The organism is Rhizobium sp. SRI_017 (assembly GCF_057586295.1).
On sequence record NZ_JBYCZP010000021.1, the window covers coordinates 86,648 to 100,072 of the forward strand.

At 57.0% G+C, this 13,425-nt stretch carries 12 protein-coding genes and 2 pseudogenes; 12 read left to right on the forward strand and 2 right to left on the reverse strand.

What is annotated here, in order from left to right; translation table 11 throughout:
* Nucleotides 1–59: 59 nt before the first annotated feature.
* The 7 genes and pseudogenes from AC2YI2_RS30545 to AC2YI2_RS30575 all read left to right on the forward strand — a co-directional run.
* A pseudogene (locus tag AC2YI2_RS30545) lies at nucleotides 60–227 on the forward strand (alpha/beta hydrolase); the annotation flags it as partial.
* Between the two features lie 92 nt (nucleotides 228–319).
* Nucleotides 320–1,507, forward strand: coding sequence for a cytochrome P450 (locus AC2YI2_RS30550; RefSeq protein ID WP_487390309.1), 1,188 nt, complete (start codon nucleotides 320–322; stop codon nucleotides 1,505–1,507).
* Nucleotides 1,508–1,529: 22 nt separating this feature from the next.
* Nucleotides 1,530–2,516 (forward strand): PDR/VanB family oxidoreductase, encoded by a 987-nt coding sequence (locus AC2YI2_RS30555; protein ID WP_487390310.1) that lies wholly within the window; start codon nucleotides 1,530–1,532, stop codon nucleotides 2,514–2,516.
* A 22-nt stretch (nucleotides 2,517–2,538) separates the two neighbouring features.
* A pseudogene (locus AC2YI2_RS30560) lies at nucleotides 2,539–2,667 on the forward strand (IS110 family transposase); the annotation flags it as partial.
* A gap of 194 nt (nucleotides 2,668–2,861) precedes the next feature.
* Nucleotides 2,862–4,478, forward strand: a complete 1,617-nt coding sequence (locus AC2YI2_RS30565; RefSeq protein ID WP_487390321.1) for an AMP-binding protein — start codon at nucleotides 2,862–2,864, stop codon at nucleotides 4,476–4,478.
* A gap of 95 nt (nucleotides 4,479–4,573) precedes the next feature.
* Nucleotides 4,574–5,023 (forward strand): cupin domain-containing protein, encoded by a 450-nt coding sequence (locus AC2YI2_RS30570; RefSeq protein ID WP_487390311.1) that lies wholly within the window; start codon nucleotides 4,574–4,576, stop codon nucleotides 5,021–5,023.
* An 81-nt stretch (nucleotides 5,024–5,104) separates the two neighbouring features.
* On the forward strand, nucleotides 5,105–5,932 hold the full coding sequence (locus tag AC2YI2_RS30575) for an alpha/beta hydrolase (protein ID WP_487390312.1): 828 nt from the start codon (nucleotides 5,105–5,107) through the stop codon (nucleotides 5,930–5,932).
* Between the two features lie 338 nt (nucleotides 5,933–6,270).
* Here AC2YI2_RS30575 and AC2YI2_RS30580 read toward each other — a convergent pair whose 3' ends face one another.
* Complete coding sequence (locus AC2YI2_RS30580; protein WP_487390313.1) at nucleotides 6,271–7,185, reverse strand: AraC family transcriptional regulator; 915 nt, start codon at nucleotides 7,183–7,185, stop codon at nucleotides 6,271–6,273.
* A gap of 401 nt (nucleotides 7,186–7,586) precedes the next feature.
* On the opposite strand from AC2YI2_RS30580, the gene AC2YI2_RS30585 reads away from it, so the two are divergent.
* The 4 genes from AC2YI2_RS30585 to AC2YI2_RS30600 all read left to right on the forward strand — a co-directional run bounded on the left by AC2YI2_RS30585 (nucleotide 7,587) and on the right by AC2YI2_RS30600 (nucleotide 11,312).
* Nucleotides 7,587–8,717, forward strand: coding sequence for an LLM class flavin-dependent oxidoreductase (locus AC2YI2_RS30585; RefSeq protein ID WP_487390314.1), 1,131 nt, complete (start codon nucleotides 7,587–7,589; stop codon nucleotides 8,715–8,717).
* Between the two features lie 67 nt (nucleotides 8,718–8,784).
* Nucleotides 8,785–9,381, forward strand: coding sequence for a malonic semialdehyde reductase (locus AC2YI2_RS30590; RefSeq protein WP_487390315.1), 597 nt, complete (start codon nucleotides 8,785–8,787; stop codon nucleotides 9,379–9,381).
* A 40-nt stretch (nucleotides 9,382–9,421) separates the two neighbouring features.
* The gene (locus AC2YI2_RS30595) at nucleotides 9,422–9,892 is read left to right on the forward strand and encodes a flavin reductase family protein (RefSeq protein ID WP_487390316.1); all 471 of its coding nucleotides are present in this window, start codon (nucleotides 9,422–9,424) and stop codon (nucleotides 9,890–9,892) included.
* A 37-nt stretch (nucleotides 9,893–9,929) separates the two neighbouring features.
* Nucleotides 9,930–11,312, forward strand: a complete 1,383-nt coding sequence (locus tag AC2YI2_RS30600) for an amidohydrolase family protein (RefSeq protein ID WP_487390317.1) — start codon at nucleotides 9,930–9,932, stop codon at nucleotides 11,310–11,312.
* Nucleotides 11,313–11,670: 358 nt separating this feature from the next.
* Here the strand turns inward: AC2YI2_RS30600 and AC2YI2_RS30605 are convergent, their stop codons facing one another.
* Nucleotides 11,671–12,483: an IS5 family transposase gene (locus AC2YI2_RS30605; protein WP_487390318.1), complete on the reverse strand. Its 813-nt coding sequence runs from the start codon at nucleotides 12,481–12,483 to the stop codon at nucleotides 11,671–11,673.
* 269 nt (nucleotides 12,484–12,752) lie between these two features.
* Here AC2YI2_RS30605 and AC2YI2_RS30610 point away from each other — a divergent pair, with 269 nt between their 5' ends.
* Nucleotides 12,753–13,349, forward strand: coding sequence for a VOC family protein (locus AC2YI2_RS30610; RefSeq protein ID WP_487390319.1), 597 nt, complete (start codon nucleotides 12,753–12,755; stop codon nucleotides 13,347–13,349).
* Nucleotides 13,350–13,425: the final 76 nt, after the last annotated feature.

A 13,425-nucleotide genomic window follows, 5' to 3' on the forward strand; every position in this document is an offset into this window, starting at 1 on the left:
ATGACATACCGGCGAGCATTTCAGCGACCTTGCCGATTTCATCAGGGCAAGCGCACATGTTAAACTGCGCTGAAGATACGGCGATGCCGCACAGTTTGCCTTGGCATCCACGGATGTCGGAGAAGCAGGGTCTCTTCCGCCTCGTTCGGTCTCCCGGAAGCCATGAGCTGGGTTTTACCGATCCGAAACTGCTGGCTGAAAAAGTGATCGAAGCTGGCCACGACTAGCTTTTAGAGCTGAGCGTCGGCGGAACATTACGCACCGTCGCAGAGCAACCTAACGCCTGTTGTGCCGGTGTCGGCGCGAAAGTGAGGATGAAATGGTCAATCGACCCGAAAGCGACCTGGACCTATTTACTAGCGAGGTCATAAACGATCCTTATCCGGTCTATCGCATGTTGCGGGAGCTTGGACCTGCGGTTTGGCTTAGCAAGCACAACGTCTGGTGCATCACCCGATACGAAGGCGTAAAGCGGGTGCTGGGCGATTACCGCACGTTCACCACGTCGAAGGGCGTGGCGATGGACCCTGCAGTCAACGAAGCGACCTCCGGTCCCGGTCGTGCCAATTCGCTAACCAGCGATCCTCCGTTGCATGATGAAATCCGCCGCGTTACCGGCGCGCCACTGACGCCACGGGCGCTGACTGAGATCAAGGAGCAGATCGAGAACACCGCACGCAATCTGGTGGACGATTTATGCAAGCGTCGGACGGTCGACGGCATGGTCGATGTTGCTCAAGTGCTGCCGCTGACTGTCGTCTCGGAAATGGTCGGCCTGCCTGAAGAGGGCAAAAAGTCGATGCTGCGTTGGGCGGCAGCGACCTTCAACGCCATGGGCCCCATGAACGGACTTGGCGTCGAGGCGCTGCCGCAGATTCGTGAATTGCATCAGTTCTGTATCAACGATGCGGTCCCGGGGAAACTCAAGGCCAACGGCTGGGCCGACCGGATTTACCAAGCGGCCGCGCGCGGAGAGATTCCGGTACAGCAATGCCCGGGCATGATGCGGGAATATATCGGCCCGAGTCTGGATACCACCATCTTTGCCACCGGCCATCTGCTGCGCCTGCTCGGCGACAATCCCGACCAGTGGAGGCTTCTAAGAGAAAATCGGGCGCTTTTGCCAGGCGCCATCAACGAAGCTTTGCGGATCGAGGCGCCAATCCGACTGTTCAGCCGCTACGTTCGCACTGAATCGACCTTCGATGATGTCATCGTTCCGGAGGGGGCACGACTGCTGGTGCTTTACGCTTCTGCCAACCGCGACGAGCGGAAATGGACGGACCCAGACCTGTTCGATATCACGCGCAAGAACGGCGACCACGTGGCATTTGGTTTCGGCATTCACACATGCGCCGGCATGCATCTGGCGAAACTGGAGATCACCTCACTGTTTAATGCCATGCTCGACCGGATCGTCTCGTTCGAAGTGGGTGAGCCCGTGATCTCCATGAACAACACACTGCGCGGTTACGATCGTCTACCGCTGACGATCTATCCCGCATAACAAAATGTGTGAGGGCAGGTGGATGAACGAGGCAAGTATTCCTATGAGCGCCACAACCGGCGAATGGCAGCGTGTCCGAATCGCCAGCCGGGCGCAGGAATCGGAACGGATCATATCGCTTGATCTGGTGTCGGTCGATGGCGGCAGTTTGGCGCCCTTTGACGCCGGCGCACATATCGATGTGCGCGTCAGTCACGACATTATCCGGCAATACTCGCTGCTCAACAGCCCCTCCGAACGCCACCGGTACCGGCTCGGGATATTGCTTGAACAGGGATCCCGCGGTGGCTCGGAAACAATTCATCGTACCTTTCTGATCGGCAAAGAGATCGAGGTCTCGACGCCGCGCAATCACTTTCCACTCCACCCACAGGCGAGCGAAGTGCTGCTGCTGGCGGGTGGCGTGGGCGTCACGCCGATCATGTCGATGGCGCAGCAGCTCGCGCGGGACGGTATTCCTTTCGCGATGCATTATTGTGTCCGAAGTGACACTTGTACTGCCTTCGCGCGCGACTTGCTAGATAGCCCGTTCGGCCATCAGGTTAAGCTGCACATCGATAGCGGCCCCGAAGAACAGAGGTTTTCGGCCATTGAAGTGCTGCAGCGCGTGCAGCCCGGAGCGCATCTCTATGTGTGCGGGCCGGGGGGGTTCATAGACCACGTGGTGAAGATGGCGGCCTTTGCAGGATGGTCGGGTGATCAGATCCATCTTGAACGTTTTACGGCAGCACCTTTGGCTCACGAGGCTTTCACTGTGTTTGCACAGTGCAGCGGCATAGCAGTCGAGGTCCGTGCCGGTCAGCGCATTTCGGAGGCGCTTCGTGAGGCCGGAATCGAAATAGTGTTGTCATGCGAAGCCGGTGTGTGCGGCACCTGCTACACAAGGGTCCTGGAGGGCGAACCCGACCATAAAGACAGCTTTCAGACCGATGAAGAATTGGCTGCGAACGAAGGAATCGCAATCTGCTGCTCGGGGTCAAAATCGGCGCGGCTCGTTCTGGATATCTAAGTGGTGAACACCCGGTCAACGGCTAATGTGCACTGAAGCCTGCGCGACAGCGCATCATTGGGCGCGTCATCTGATGGCGCTTGGCCATGAGGTCAAGCTGATGCCGGCTGCTTACGTGAAGCCCTACGTCAAACGGCAAAAGAATGACGCGCCCTTGAGCGCCACCCCCGGGTGAATACGGGCCACGGGGCTTAGTGCGTTACGTCGGAATCACCGATGTGAACACTACCTCTAAAGCGAATACTCCGAAAAAGTATTTTAGGCTTAAAGTTTTTGTTGCCAGTTTTGAAATGTGCTGCCAATGTGTGCATCGAGGCTCAAAACCAGAGGGAGGAATTGCTGAAAATGCTGGGACGGTCAGGGCATTCCGATACTTTTGCGCGCGACAATCTCCCGCCACTAGGGCTTTGGCCAGAAATCAAGTTGGGCCGTTTCCAATACCCTGAGTCCCTGAACGCCGCGGTCGAGCTGACCGATCGTATGGTCGAGAGAGGCTTCGGAGATCGCATAGCACTCATTGGCGTAGGCCGAAGGCGCACTTACAAGGAGCTCTCCGACTGGACGAACCGCATGGCTCGTGCGCTGACGGAAGACTTTGGTGTCAAACCAGGGAACCGTGTCCTCATTCGGTCAGGGAACAATCCCGCAATGGTTGCGTGCTGGTTGGCCGCCACCAAAGCCGGTGCCGTGGTCGTCAACACCATGCCGATGCTGCGGTCTGGCGAACTCGAAAAGATTGTCGACAAAGCTGAGATCGAGTTGGCGCTTTGTGACACGAGACTTTTGGACGAACTCAATATGTGCGCTGAGAGCAGCCGCTTCCTGAAGCAGATCATCGGCTTCGATGGATCCGCGAACCATGACGCGGAGCTCGACAAAGCTGCACTAAACAAGTCGGCCCAATATGAAGCAGCTGACACGGGACGCGATGACGTTGCACTCCTTGGCTTCACATCCGGATCGACGGGTGTGCCAAAGGCCACCATGCATTTCCACCGGGACCTTCTCATCGTGGCCGACGCGTACGCCCACGAAGTGCTTAATGTAACTCCCGACGACGTCTTTGTCGGTTCTCCGCCCTTGGCATTCACTTTCGGTCTCGGCGGGCTGGCTATCTTTCCGTTGCGGTTTGGTGCTTCGGCTGCCCTCGTTGAGAACGCCGGTCCGGCCAGACTGGTTGAATTGATCGAGCATCTAGGAGCAACTGTCTGCATCACCGCCCCAACTGCCTACCGTGGAATGCTGGCTGCCTTGGAAGATGGCGCTGACATATCTTCGCTGAGGGTGGCCGTTTCGGCAGGAGAGACCCTTCCGGCCTCTGTGTTCGAGGAGTGGGTCGCAAAGACCGGAACTCCAATCCTGGATGGCATCGGTTCGACGGAGATGCTCCACATCTTCATCTCCAATCGTTTCGATGACACCAGACCTGGATGCACTGGAAAACCCCTTGAAGGGTCCGAGGCGGTCATCGTCGATAACGACATGAACGAAGTTCCGGTAGGCCAGATCGGGCGGCTAGCAATCAAAGGCCCCATAGGATGCCGCTATCTCGCGGACGACCGACAGAAGGAATACGTCGAGAACGGTTGGAACATAACCGGAGACAACTTCTACCGTGACGAAGGCGGGCATTTCTACTTTGTGGGTCGCTCCGACGATATGATTGTTTCGTCAGGGTACAACATCGGTGCCCCGGAAGTGGAGGCGGCGCTGCTCGAGCACGATGCAGTTTTGGAGTGTGCTGTCATCGGCGCACCCAGCGAGAGCCGCGGCACGGTCGTGCAGGCACATGTGGTGCTCGCCAAGGGTTTCGAACCAGGAGCGGACCTGGTGGAACTGCTCCAAAATCACGTCAAGGCGACGATCGCGCCATACAAGTACCCGCGATCAATCGTCTTCGTGGATGCTCTCCCAAGAACAGAATCCGGAAAAATCCAGAGGTTTCGTTTGAGGGACGCCTGATAGCCTAAGGCATCGCTACGCTCGGATGTCTGCCGAGGCCGAAGACTTTTGTAACCAACGACCACGAAGCCAATGCTTGGAAGAGGAGAGACGCAGTGACTGAACTGAATGGAGGCATTACGCGCAACGGTGAGGGGTTCGGCGATATTGAATGGAACATCCTTGGGCAACGGTACTATCCGAAAGCCGAGAGCGACTCCACCTTCGCGTTTGAAGCCTTATCCATGCCCGGGCAATTCGTGCCGGTGCATATCCACCCCACTCAGGACGAGTTTATTCTCGTTTTGGAGGGCCAGCTCGAGCTGAAGCTCAATGGTCAATGGCACACCGCGAAGATCGGCGATCTGGTGCGTATGCCGCGCGGGATTCCTCATGGCTACTTCAACAAATCTGACGTTCCGGCGCGTGGTTTGTTCTGGGTGTCGCCAGCGCGCAAACTGCATGATCTCTTCAAGGTCTTGCACAACATGTCCGATGTCGAAGCGGTTGTCCGTGCTTCTGCCGAGCATGAGGTAAACTTCTTGCCGCCGGAAGCCAACGACTGAATTAGCAATCAAGATCCCGGGGGCGGCAAGGGGCTGCCCTCGGGATCAAACTGATCAAATGACGGAATACGGGAGACAGGGATGCGGTACCGCATCGCAGATTGGACTTGGGCGTACGACAACTACGCAAACATCCCGAAAAGCGAATCGTGGCCTGGGCTTTGGGCGGAGCCGGCGCGGCTCGTTCGGGATGCGTTGATTGCGGAGAATCGAGCTAGAATTGGCCTCGCTTATGGCGATGCTCCACGTGAAGAGTTTGACCTGCTTCTGCCGAAGGGAGAGCCCGAAGGCATAGTGGTATTTATCCACGGCGGCTTCTGGATGGCCCTCGACAAAAGTTACTGGTCGCATCTTGCCACCGGTCCGCTGACGCGAGGTTATGCCGTCGCCATACCGAGCTATCCTCTCGCGCCTGATGTCCGGATTGCCCAGATAACCGCTTCGATCGGCCGAGCCATTGCCGCGGCGGCAGCGTTGGTAAGTGGCCCTATTCGTTTTGTCGGTCACTCTGCAGGCGGTCACTTGGCGACGCGGATGATCAGTCAATCGACCCCGCTTCCTGCGAACGTGATTGCGAGGATTGTCGGTGTTGTCTCGGTCTCGGGCCTGCATGATCTGAGACCCATCATTAAGCTAGCGCGAAACGTCACTTTGAAGATCGATGCCGAAGAGGCACGTTTAGAAAGCCCAGCACTTTTGGAACCGCTGCCGGGTAAGAAATTGTTGTGCTGGGTCGGCGCAGGCGAGACGTCCGAGTTCAGGCGTCAGAGCGCGTTGCTTGCCAACATCTGGCGTGGTCTCGGCGCCGAGACCGATTTGGTCGAAGAGCCCGACCGGCATCACTTCAACATCCTCGACGCTCTCAGTGACCCCGAACATCCGCTGACACGCGGCCTCATGGGTATGTGAAGACCCTTTCGGCAACTGGGGTGCTGAGCCCGTGAAGTTGAATGGGCGTCAAATTCAGAGTCCGGACCCGGCATCCCCTTCTAATCGACCCGAGGCAGGGAACTGACCATCAAAATTGTTTAGGTATGAAATGAATTTGCGGCCACCATCGATGCTGATATCATCCTTGGGCGGTCGACCGGTCTTATAGTCTCGAACGAGCGCGCGGGTGCCCTCGCCCTAAATCTCTGGCCGATATTCTCGAGTGCATCGGCTCACAAATGCCCATGAAACCGGACGGATGTCAGATTGTCATCAGGTACGGTGGCTGGACATGTTGCAAGTGCCTTGTCAAAGCTTCAGGGTTTGTATGTCTTGCGCCAGCGGCTCGGTGACATACCCGCGAGTTCGCGAAAGCGGCTCGAGAAATGAGCGGACGACGAAAACGCGAGTTCAAATGCGATCTGTGTGATGGACTGGTCGGTTTCCGTCAATAACCGCTTTGCCTCCCCAATGCGTGTTTCACTCACCATTCTGTAGGGAGAATGTCCGGTCGCTGCCTTGAACGCACGCCCGAAATTGTCGGAGGAAAGTTTTACTTCCTGCGCGAGATCGTCGACCGACACTCGTACCCCTGGCCGATCCATCAGCGCTTGCACTCTGAGAACCTGCCTAAAGTTGAGCGGTGACACCTTCCGCTGGTCATCGGTGGGAAGCGAGCTCGCAACTTGCTGCAACAGTGCCAGAATGGTCCCTATCCCGCAGTGAACCAAGGGCTGGGACAGTTTGCCGGCGCCATTGCCAGCCAGGTACCACAATCGCCTCGTCAAGTCCGCTATCAGAGTATCGAAAGCGGGGTACTGTCCGAGACCCGCGGTCAGCCTCTCGCAGTCCTCATCGCCTAACAAATCACACAATGCACTTGTCGGGACCGCGAAATACAAAACGTCAGGGCTACCTTCGAAGCGCCAATAAGTTGGGGTACCCGGCGGCGTCACGAGAATGCCGCCCGATCTACAAGCAAATCCTATCCTGCCCTTCCCGGTATCCCGGATGATTTGCGAGCCGCTCCCTCGAAGGGTTACGCCGATTACCAAGTCCTTTACCGGATCAAACCACCGCCCCGAATTCGGCGCATGCGAAACAAGTGCCATAGATAGCCCTGCATTCGCCTCCGAACGCACTTCTACATTCCGAGCCGGCAGGCTGCGTAAAGTGAGGTAGTCAACGAACCGTTCGCTCACGGTGGCATCTCGACTGTCACCAGTGGCCATGGTGTGCCTCTCCATCAGATGACACGGCCTTCCCAAGGAAAGAATGTTGACAAAGAGTGCCAGATTTTCGTTCTTCCGGCAATCCTTAGATGTTGCCGGAACGCGCGACTTTATGAAGGATTCAGATCTATCGACAACGCGTCGGATCTCCATGAGGGCTTCAATGTTGCTCGTTTCCATTTCTTTGACAGGAAGGGGAGCCTTTTTCCGGAAATCTGAAAAACGGCCCGAAAATCTGGAAGCGATCCCACACATCCAGTTCTAGTATTCCTGATCTTCTACGTTCGCGGTCCCTTTTGGGACAGGTTTGGAATGGTGCCCAGTCACTAACTGCTCTAGCCACCGAACGGTCAGAAGCCATGTCATTACTGCGCCGGGAAGGCGTGGCTAAGGGGAAAGAAATGGCACAGCAGAAAACCAAATCGAACCCAATCTCCACTTCAAAAAACAAGATCAAACTAGGAGTGTTTGGCTTGAACGGCGCAGGAGCCGCCTTCACATTTCATCACGATCGATACAATGGGGAATGGGACTCACAAGTCCGGGTCGCGCAGAAAGCGGACCGGATGGGAATCGAAGCCGTGGTGTCGGCCGCTCACTGGAAGGCGTTTGGCGGTGATGGCCATTATTCTGGGGACTTGATGGAGACGTTTACATGGGCGGGTGCAATGGCGGCCGTGACCGAAAATATTGCGCTTATCAGCACCCTGCATCTAACACTCATTCCTCCCATGTTCGCGGCCAAGGCCGTAGCGACTGTCGATCGCATATCTAACGGACGAGCGGGCATGAATCTCGTGCTCGGCTGGAACCAAGGCGATATGAACGCCTTCGGTGTGAAGCTCGAAGGGCATGATGATCGCTTCCGGCTTGGCGATGAATGGATGCAGATTTTTGACCGGCTCTGCGCGGGTGAGGCATCTTTCGATTTCGATGGCGATTATTACAAACTCAAGCAGCTCTTCTCTCAGCCCCGCCAGATTCAGGACCGCCCAGTTCTCCTGAACGCCGGTTCTTCTCCCCGGGGCCGGGAGTTCGCGGCAAAGAACGTCGATGTTGCCTTCGTGATACCGCAGGATCCTCGACCCGAAGCGGTCAAGCGCCAAGTTGATGACTATCGCGCCGAGGCACGTCAGAAATTTGGGCGCGAAATTCAAATCTGGATGTCGTGCTATGTGGTGCAGCGCGATACCCGTGAGGCAGCTGAAGCCTACGTGAATGACTACGTCGTCGCCCAAGGCGATGACAAGGCAGTACGAGAGGTACTCCTCGGAAACATTGAAAACTTTGAGAAATTTCCCCCGGAAGTGCAGGACAAGATCGCGTTCGCGTTCAAGGCCGGATGGGGCGGTTACGGTTTGGTCGGTTCCTCCGAAGATATCGCCAATACACTGGAGGCACTTTCGAACGCGGGCGTGGACGGCTTCCTGATGACATGGCTGGATTACGAAGGCGGGCTGGCCCGCTTCGAAACCGGCGTCATGCCGCTGCTCGAACGTCGGGGACTGCGCCAACCGGTGGGGCAGGCCTAAGGCAGTTCCATAGTGATCAGCAGCTTGGCATCAGCAGCATCACCGCGCCGATTCGAGGAAGGACATCATGACTGATACAAGACGGCTGGAAAACGCCGCACTCGACACGCTTTTCCTGAAAGCGCGCAGCTATAATGGCTATCTACCAAAGCCGGTGGACGAAGCGCTCCTGCGCGAAATCTGGAACCTGGCGCGGATGGGACCGACATCCGCAAACATGTCTCCTGCCCGAATCGTCTGGTGTGTAAGCGACGACGCTAAGGCGGCGTTGGCTGCGACTGCCTCAAGCACCAATGCCAAGAAGATACTTCAGGCGCCCGTCACGGCTGTAATCGGCATGGATTATGATTTTGCTGACAAATTGCCCTATCTTTTTCCCCATGTCGACGCGCGGCCATGGTTCACACACAGTGATGAAGTCGTTGCCACCAACGCGATGCGCAATTCGACGCTACAAGGGGCTTACCTTATCTTAGCGGCGCGTGCGTTAGGCCTTGATACCGGACCGATGTCGGGCTTTGACCATGCGCAGGTCGACGAGGCATTCTTCCAGGAAACGCGAGTCCGATCCAATTTCATAGTCACCATGGGATATGGCGATCGGACAAGCATCTTCGACCGGCTGCCGAGGCTGTCCTTCGAAGAGGCCAACCTGCTGCGCTGAGGCACTGAGGTGTCAATGATCACTCAACGGAGGTTCGCGTATGATCGAACAAGATTTCCGCGCCGCGATGCGTCGCCTCGCTGCCACCGTGAACGTCATCACTATACAGGCTGAAAAGCGACCGATGGGAATGGTAGCAACCGCCGTGTCCTCTCTTTGCGCCCAACCGCCGTCCTTGCTGGTCTGTGTCAACGAGAGTGCATCGATTCACGACCTGTTAGTCGCCGCGCCTTTCTTTGCAGTGAACGTTCTGCATCAGGAGCACCAGGACCTGGCACGCGTCTTCGCCAACACAACGACACGTGAGACGCGTTTCTCGACCGGCGCTTGGGACATGCAGCATGCTGCGCCCTGCCTCGCCGATGCGCAGGCGGTGCTTCTTTGCGAGAGGGTCGAGCAGACCCGCTTTGCCACACACACGATCTGTATTGGTCTCGTCCGCGAGGTGCGGCTGCGGCCTGACGTGGACCCGTTGCTCTGGCTCGACGGCCAATACAGGCGAGCTGGCTGAGGGAAGTAATTCGCGAACCGGATATTTGGAGGACACCATGCTTGAAAAAATCGAAGCGGATCTCGTCATCAATGCAGGCCATGTCATTACTATGGATGCAAGCCGTAGGATCATCCGGGATGGTGCTGTCGCGATCTGTGGGCAGGATATCGTCGCGATAGGAAAGGCATCAGAGATTGGCTTGGCGTGCTCGGCAAGGCGCAAAATTGATCTTCCGAATGGGGTTCTTACCCCTGGCCTGATCGACATACACAACCATCCTGCCGATTACCTTCCCAAAGGTCTGATCGACGACCAGCCGCAAGTTCTGCGCTTGAAGAATATTGTCATTCCCTACGAAGATACCCTGACAGAGGATGAAGTTTATGTTGCGGCGGTTGCCAACTTCCATGACATGATCCGCCACGGGACCACAACCTATTTGGATGCGGGTAGCCCACATCCAGCGGCCGTTGGGCGCGCGGTGTTGGACACGGGAATCCGTGGCACACTGGCTTCCAAGACTGCGGATATCGTCGGACCTTTTGGTGGTAGAGCGCAGACCACCGAGAGCGCGCTTGACCTGGCTGACCAGATTTTCGAGGATTTCCATGGCGCGGCCGATGGTCGAATCCGCGTGTTTTTCGATATCGACCAAATCGGAGGGGCAAGCGATGCCTTGGCAGTGGGAATCCGGGACCGAGCCGAAAGAAACGGTGTTGGCATCGTTACGCACCTAGTCGAGCGTAAGCCTGAGGGCGATGTAGTCGGTTATCGGAATCCGAACGTTAAGCGATTGGCTGAGCTAGGGTTGATCGGGCCGCATATGGTGCTGACGCATATCGGCTGGCTGCCCGATGCGGATGTGGAATTGATCGGTAAGGCTGGTAGTAATGTCGCTCATTGTGCGGCGGCGAGCCTGTTCGGCGGCAATGGTTGGGTCGCTCACGGGGTGATTCCGGATCTTGCCGCGGCGGGAGCAAACATCGCGCTAGGTTCGGATGCCGCTGTCATTTCGCGTTTTCTCGACATGCTGCGACTGATGCATCTTACAAGCGTCTCGCACAAGGAGGCGCGCCGCCGTCCTGATTTGTTCCCTGCGCATGAGATGCTTGAAATGGCCACCTTGAACGCGGCGAAAGCGATGGGCCTAGCAGACCGAATTGGATCGCTGGAGAGGGGCAAAGCCGCCGATCTAGTGGTGTTCGACACAAGCAAATGGCAGCCGTGGCCTCAGGCCAATCCCATATCAGATTTAGTTTACGGCGGTTCTGGCAGCCGGGTTGACCTCGTCCTCATCAACGGCCGAATAGTGCACGAAGCGGGCCATTATGTGTATGATTTTGATATTGCGTCGATCCTTGCGCGGGTCGACGCGGTTGCCGACGCTGCGACCGGTCGACTGGGCCTGAAACCCGTCTGCCATTGGCCGATCTTGTGAAGCCGGCGGAAAACCACGCCGAAATTGTCAAGCGTGAGCGGCAGCAAATACCTCGGTTAGCTAGAGGTCGAGTCCGGTTTGATTGATGCATCACCGTCACGGCCTTTCGGATAACTTTGGCCTTTCTGAAGAGTCTCAAAGGTAATCGCTCTTCGCAAAAGTCACGGCTAGCACCAGGACGATAGCGAGTACCTCCGCGGGCCGCAGCAGAGCGCCCACAATGATCTCTCAGCCACTGCCTGACCTCCCCGACCTCATTTAGAGACGCAGTCTCTGAAACATGCAAAATCATGTTTCTTCATAGGCGCAATTGTCATACAACAAATGGCCCCGTGTGCCTTAGAGTCCGTCCGAGAATTCATGAAGCGCGGCCAATGCGTCTGACGAGGGTCATGATGGATGCGGCGTAGAGGAAGGCCGTGGCGGACTTGATGGTCGCTTCCGGGTCCTTCCAGAGCCGCCGGTTCCGGCTGATCCAGGCGAAGAAGCGCTCAACAACCCACCGCTTTGGATGAACGGCAAAGCCGATCTGATCCTTCGGTTTGCGGACGATTTCGACATCGACAAGCGTCGCATTTTGCGGCCGGTCACCGGAATAGCCCATGTCGGCAAAGGCCTTTGCGACGAACGGGAATGATTTTCGCGACAGCCGCAGAACCGGAACCGCACCATCCCGATCCTGCACATCAGCCGGTTGAGGGTCGAGCACGAGAGCGCGTCCGTCCATATCGACCATCGCTTGTCGCTTGCGGCCTTTGATTTTCTTGCCCGCATCATAGCCACGCGGACCGCCGCTTTCGGTGGTTTTGACGCTCTGGCTATCCAGCACAGCGGCGCTTGGGGACGCTTGGCGGCCGGTCCGCTCGCGATCCATAATGACGAGGCGATGATTGATCCTCGTGAAGACACCGGTGTCGCGCCAGCGGCTAAAATAGCCGAACACCGTGCTCTTGGGAGGCAAGTCCTTTGGGATGAGACGCCAGGGTATTCCGCCTCGCAGAATATAGCAGATGGCGTTGATGATCTCCCGCAGCGGCCAGGCTGGCTTCCGCCCTCTTGAGGCAGGCCGTGGGAGAAGAGGTGCGATAACCGCCCATTCCGCATCCGTGAGGTCGGTTTCGTATCGTGGCTGAGTGCGACTATACTGCCGCCGGGTGGTCGGGTTCCACATGGCGCTTCCATTCAGGCTTCAGACACCTTCTTGGAATCATCATCGGCCCGATCACTCAACCCCAATTCTCGGACAGGCTCTTAGCAAATGAGAGCGGACGCGTTTCGTTAGCAACGGTTGCATTAATATGCGTCAGCATATAACGCGCGCTAGAATCATCGAAACAAGCGAAAGAATCCGCTTGCAAAATTCCGCCCACTTATTTTAAGATTAAAATATTCCGATCAACAAAAATTGACGGCACGAGCAAACGCAACGGAGGAACGACCATGAAGATCACCCTTTCTGTCGCTGCCATATTTGCCGCCCTCTTGAGCGCCGGCGTGGCGCGGGCCGATGCCATTCCCGGCATGCGCGGCCATGACCATACCGGCGTCACCGTACCCAATATCGTCGAGGCTGTGGACTTCTTCACCAATGTGATTGGATGCAAGAAGGCTACGTCCTTCGGTCCATTCGCCGACGACAAGGGCACGTTCATGACGGACCTGCTCGGCGTCGATTCCAAGGCAGTCATCAAGGAGATCGCGCTGTTACGCTGCGGCTTCGGATCGAATATCGAACTCTTCGAATATACCGCGCCGGACCAGAAGGATCTTAAGCAGAGGAACAGCGACATCGGCGCCTTCCACATTGCCTTCTATGTCGACGACGTCGCGGCGGTGAAAGCCTATCTCCAGAAGAAGGGCGTTGCGACCCGGCTCGGCCCGCTGCCGATCAATGACGGTCCGGCGGCGGGACAGACGATCCTCTATTTCCAGGCGCCATGGGGATTGCAGTTCGAAGCGATCAGCTATCCCGAGGGCATGGCCTACGAGAAGTCAGCGGAGACCAAGCTCTGGGATACTAAGAAGCCAGCTGAATGAGCGCGGCCTAGCGGTGCTGGCGGAGCGTCTCCGACGCGCTTGCCGTCGCGGCCGACGGCAAGCAGAGGTTCCGCAA

Excerpts from the sequence above, each read along its gene's own strand:
- AC2YI2_RS30550 (WP_487390309.1), top strand. The coding sequence starts at position 320 with ATGGTCAATCGACCCGAAAGCGACCTGGACCTATTTACTAGCGAGGTC.
- AC2YI2_RS30555 (WP_487390310.1), top strand. The coding sequence starts at position 1,530 with ATGAACGAGGCAAGTATTCCTATGAGCGCCACAACCGGCGAATGGCAG.
- AC2YI2_RS30565 (WP_487390321.1), top strand. The coding sequence starts at position 2,862 with ATGCTGGGACGGTCAGGGCATTCCGATACTTTTGCGCGCGACAATCTC.
- AC2YI2_RS30575 (WP_487390312.1), top strand. The coding sequence starts at position 5,105 with ATGCGGTACCGCATCGCAGATTGGACTTGGGCGTACGACAACTACGCA.
- AC2YI2_RS30580 (WP_487390313.1), bottom strand. The coding sequence starts at position 7,185 with ATGGCCACTGGTGACAGTCGAGATGCCACCGTGAGCGAACGGTTCGTT.
- AC2YI2_RS30585 (WP_487390314.1), top strand. The coding sequence starts at position 7,587 with ATGGCACAGCAGAAAACCAAATCGAACCCAATCTCCACTTCAAAAAAC.
- AC2YI2_RS30590 (WP_487390315.1), top strand. The coding sequence starts at position 8,785 with ATGACTGATACAAGACGGCTGGAAAACGCCGCACTCGACACGCTTTTC.
- AC2YI2_RS30595 (WP_487390316.1), top strand. The coding sequence starts at position 9,422 with ATGATCGAACAAGATTTCCGCGCCGCGATGCGTCGCCTCGCTGCCACC.
- AC2YI2_RS30600 (WP_487390317.1), top strand. The coding sequence starts at position 9,930 with ATGCTTGAAAAAATCGAAGCGGATCTCGTCATCAATGCAGGCCATGTC.
- AC2YI2_RS30605 (WP_487390318.1), bottom strand. The coding sequence starts at position 12,483 with ATGTGGAACCCGACCACCCGGCGGCAGTATAGTCGCACTCAGCCACGA.
- AC2YI2_RS30610 (WP_487390319.1), top strand. The coding sequence starts at position 12,753 with ATGAAGATCACCCTTTCTGTCGCTGCCATATTTGCCGCCCTCTTGAGC.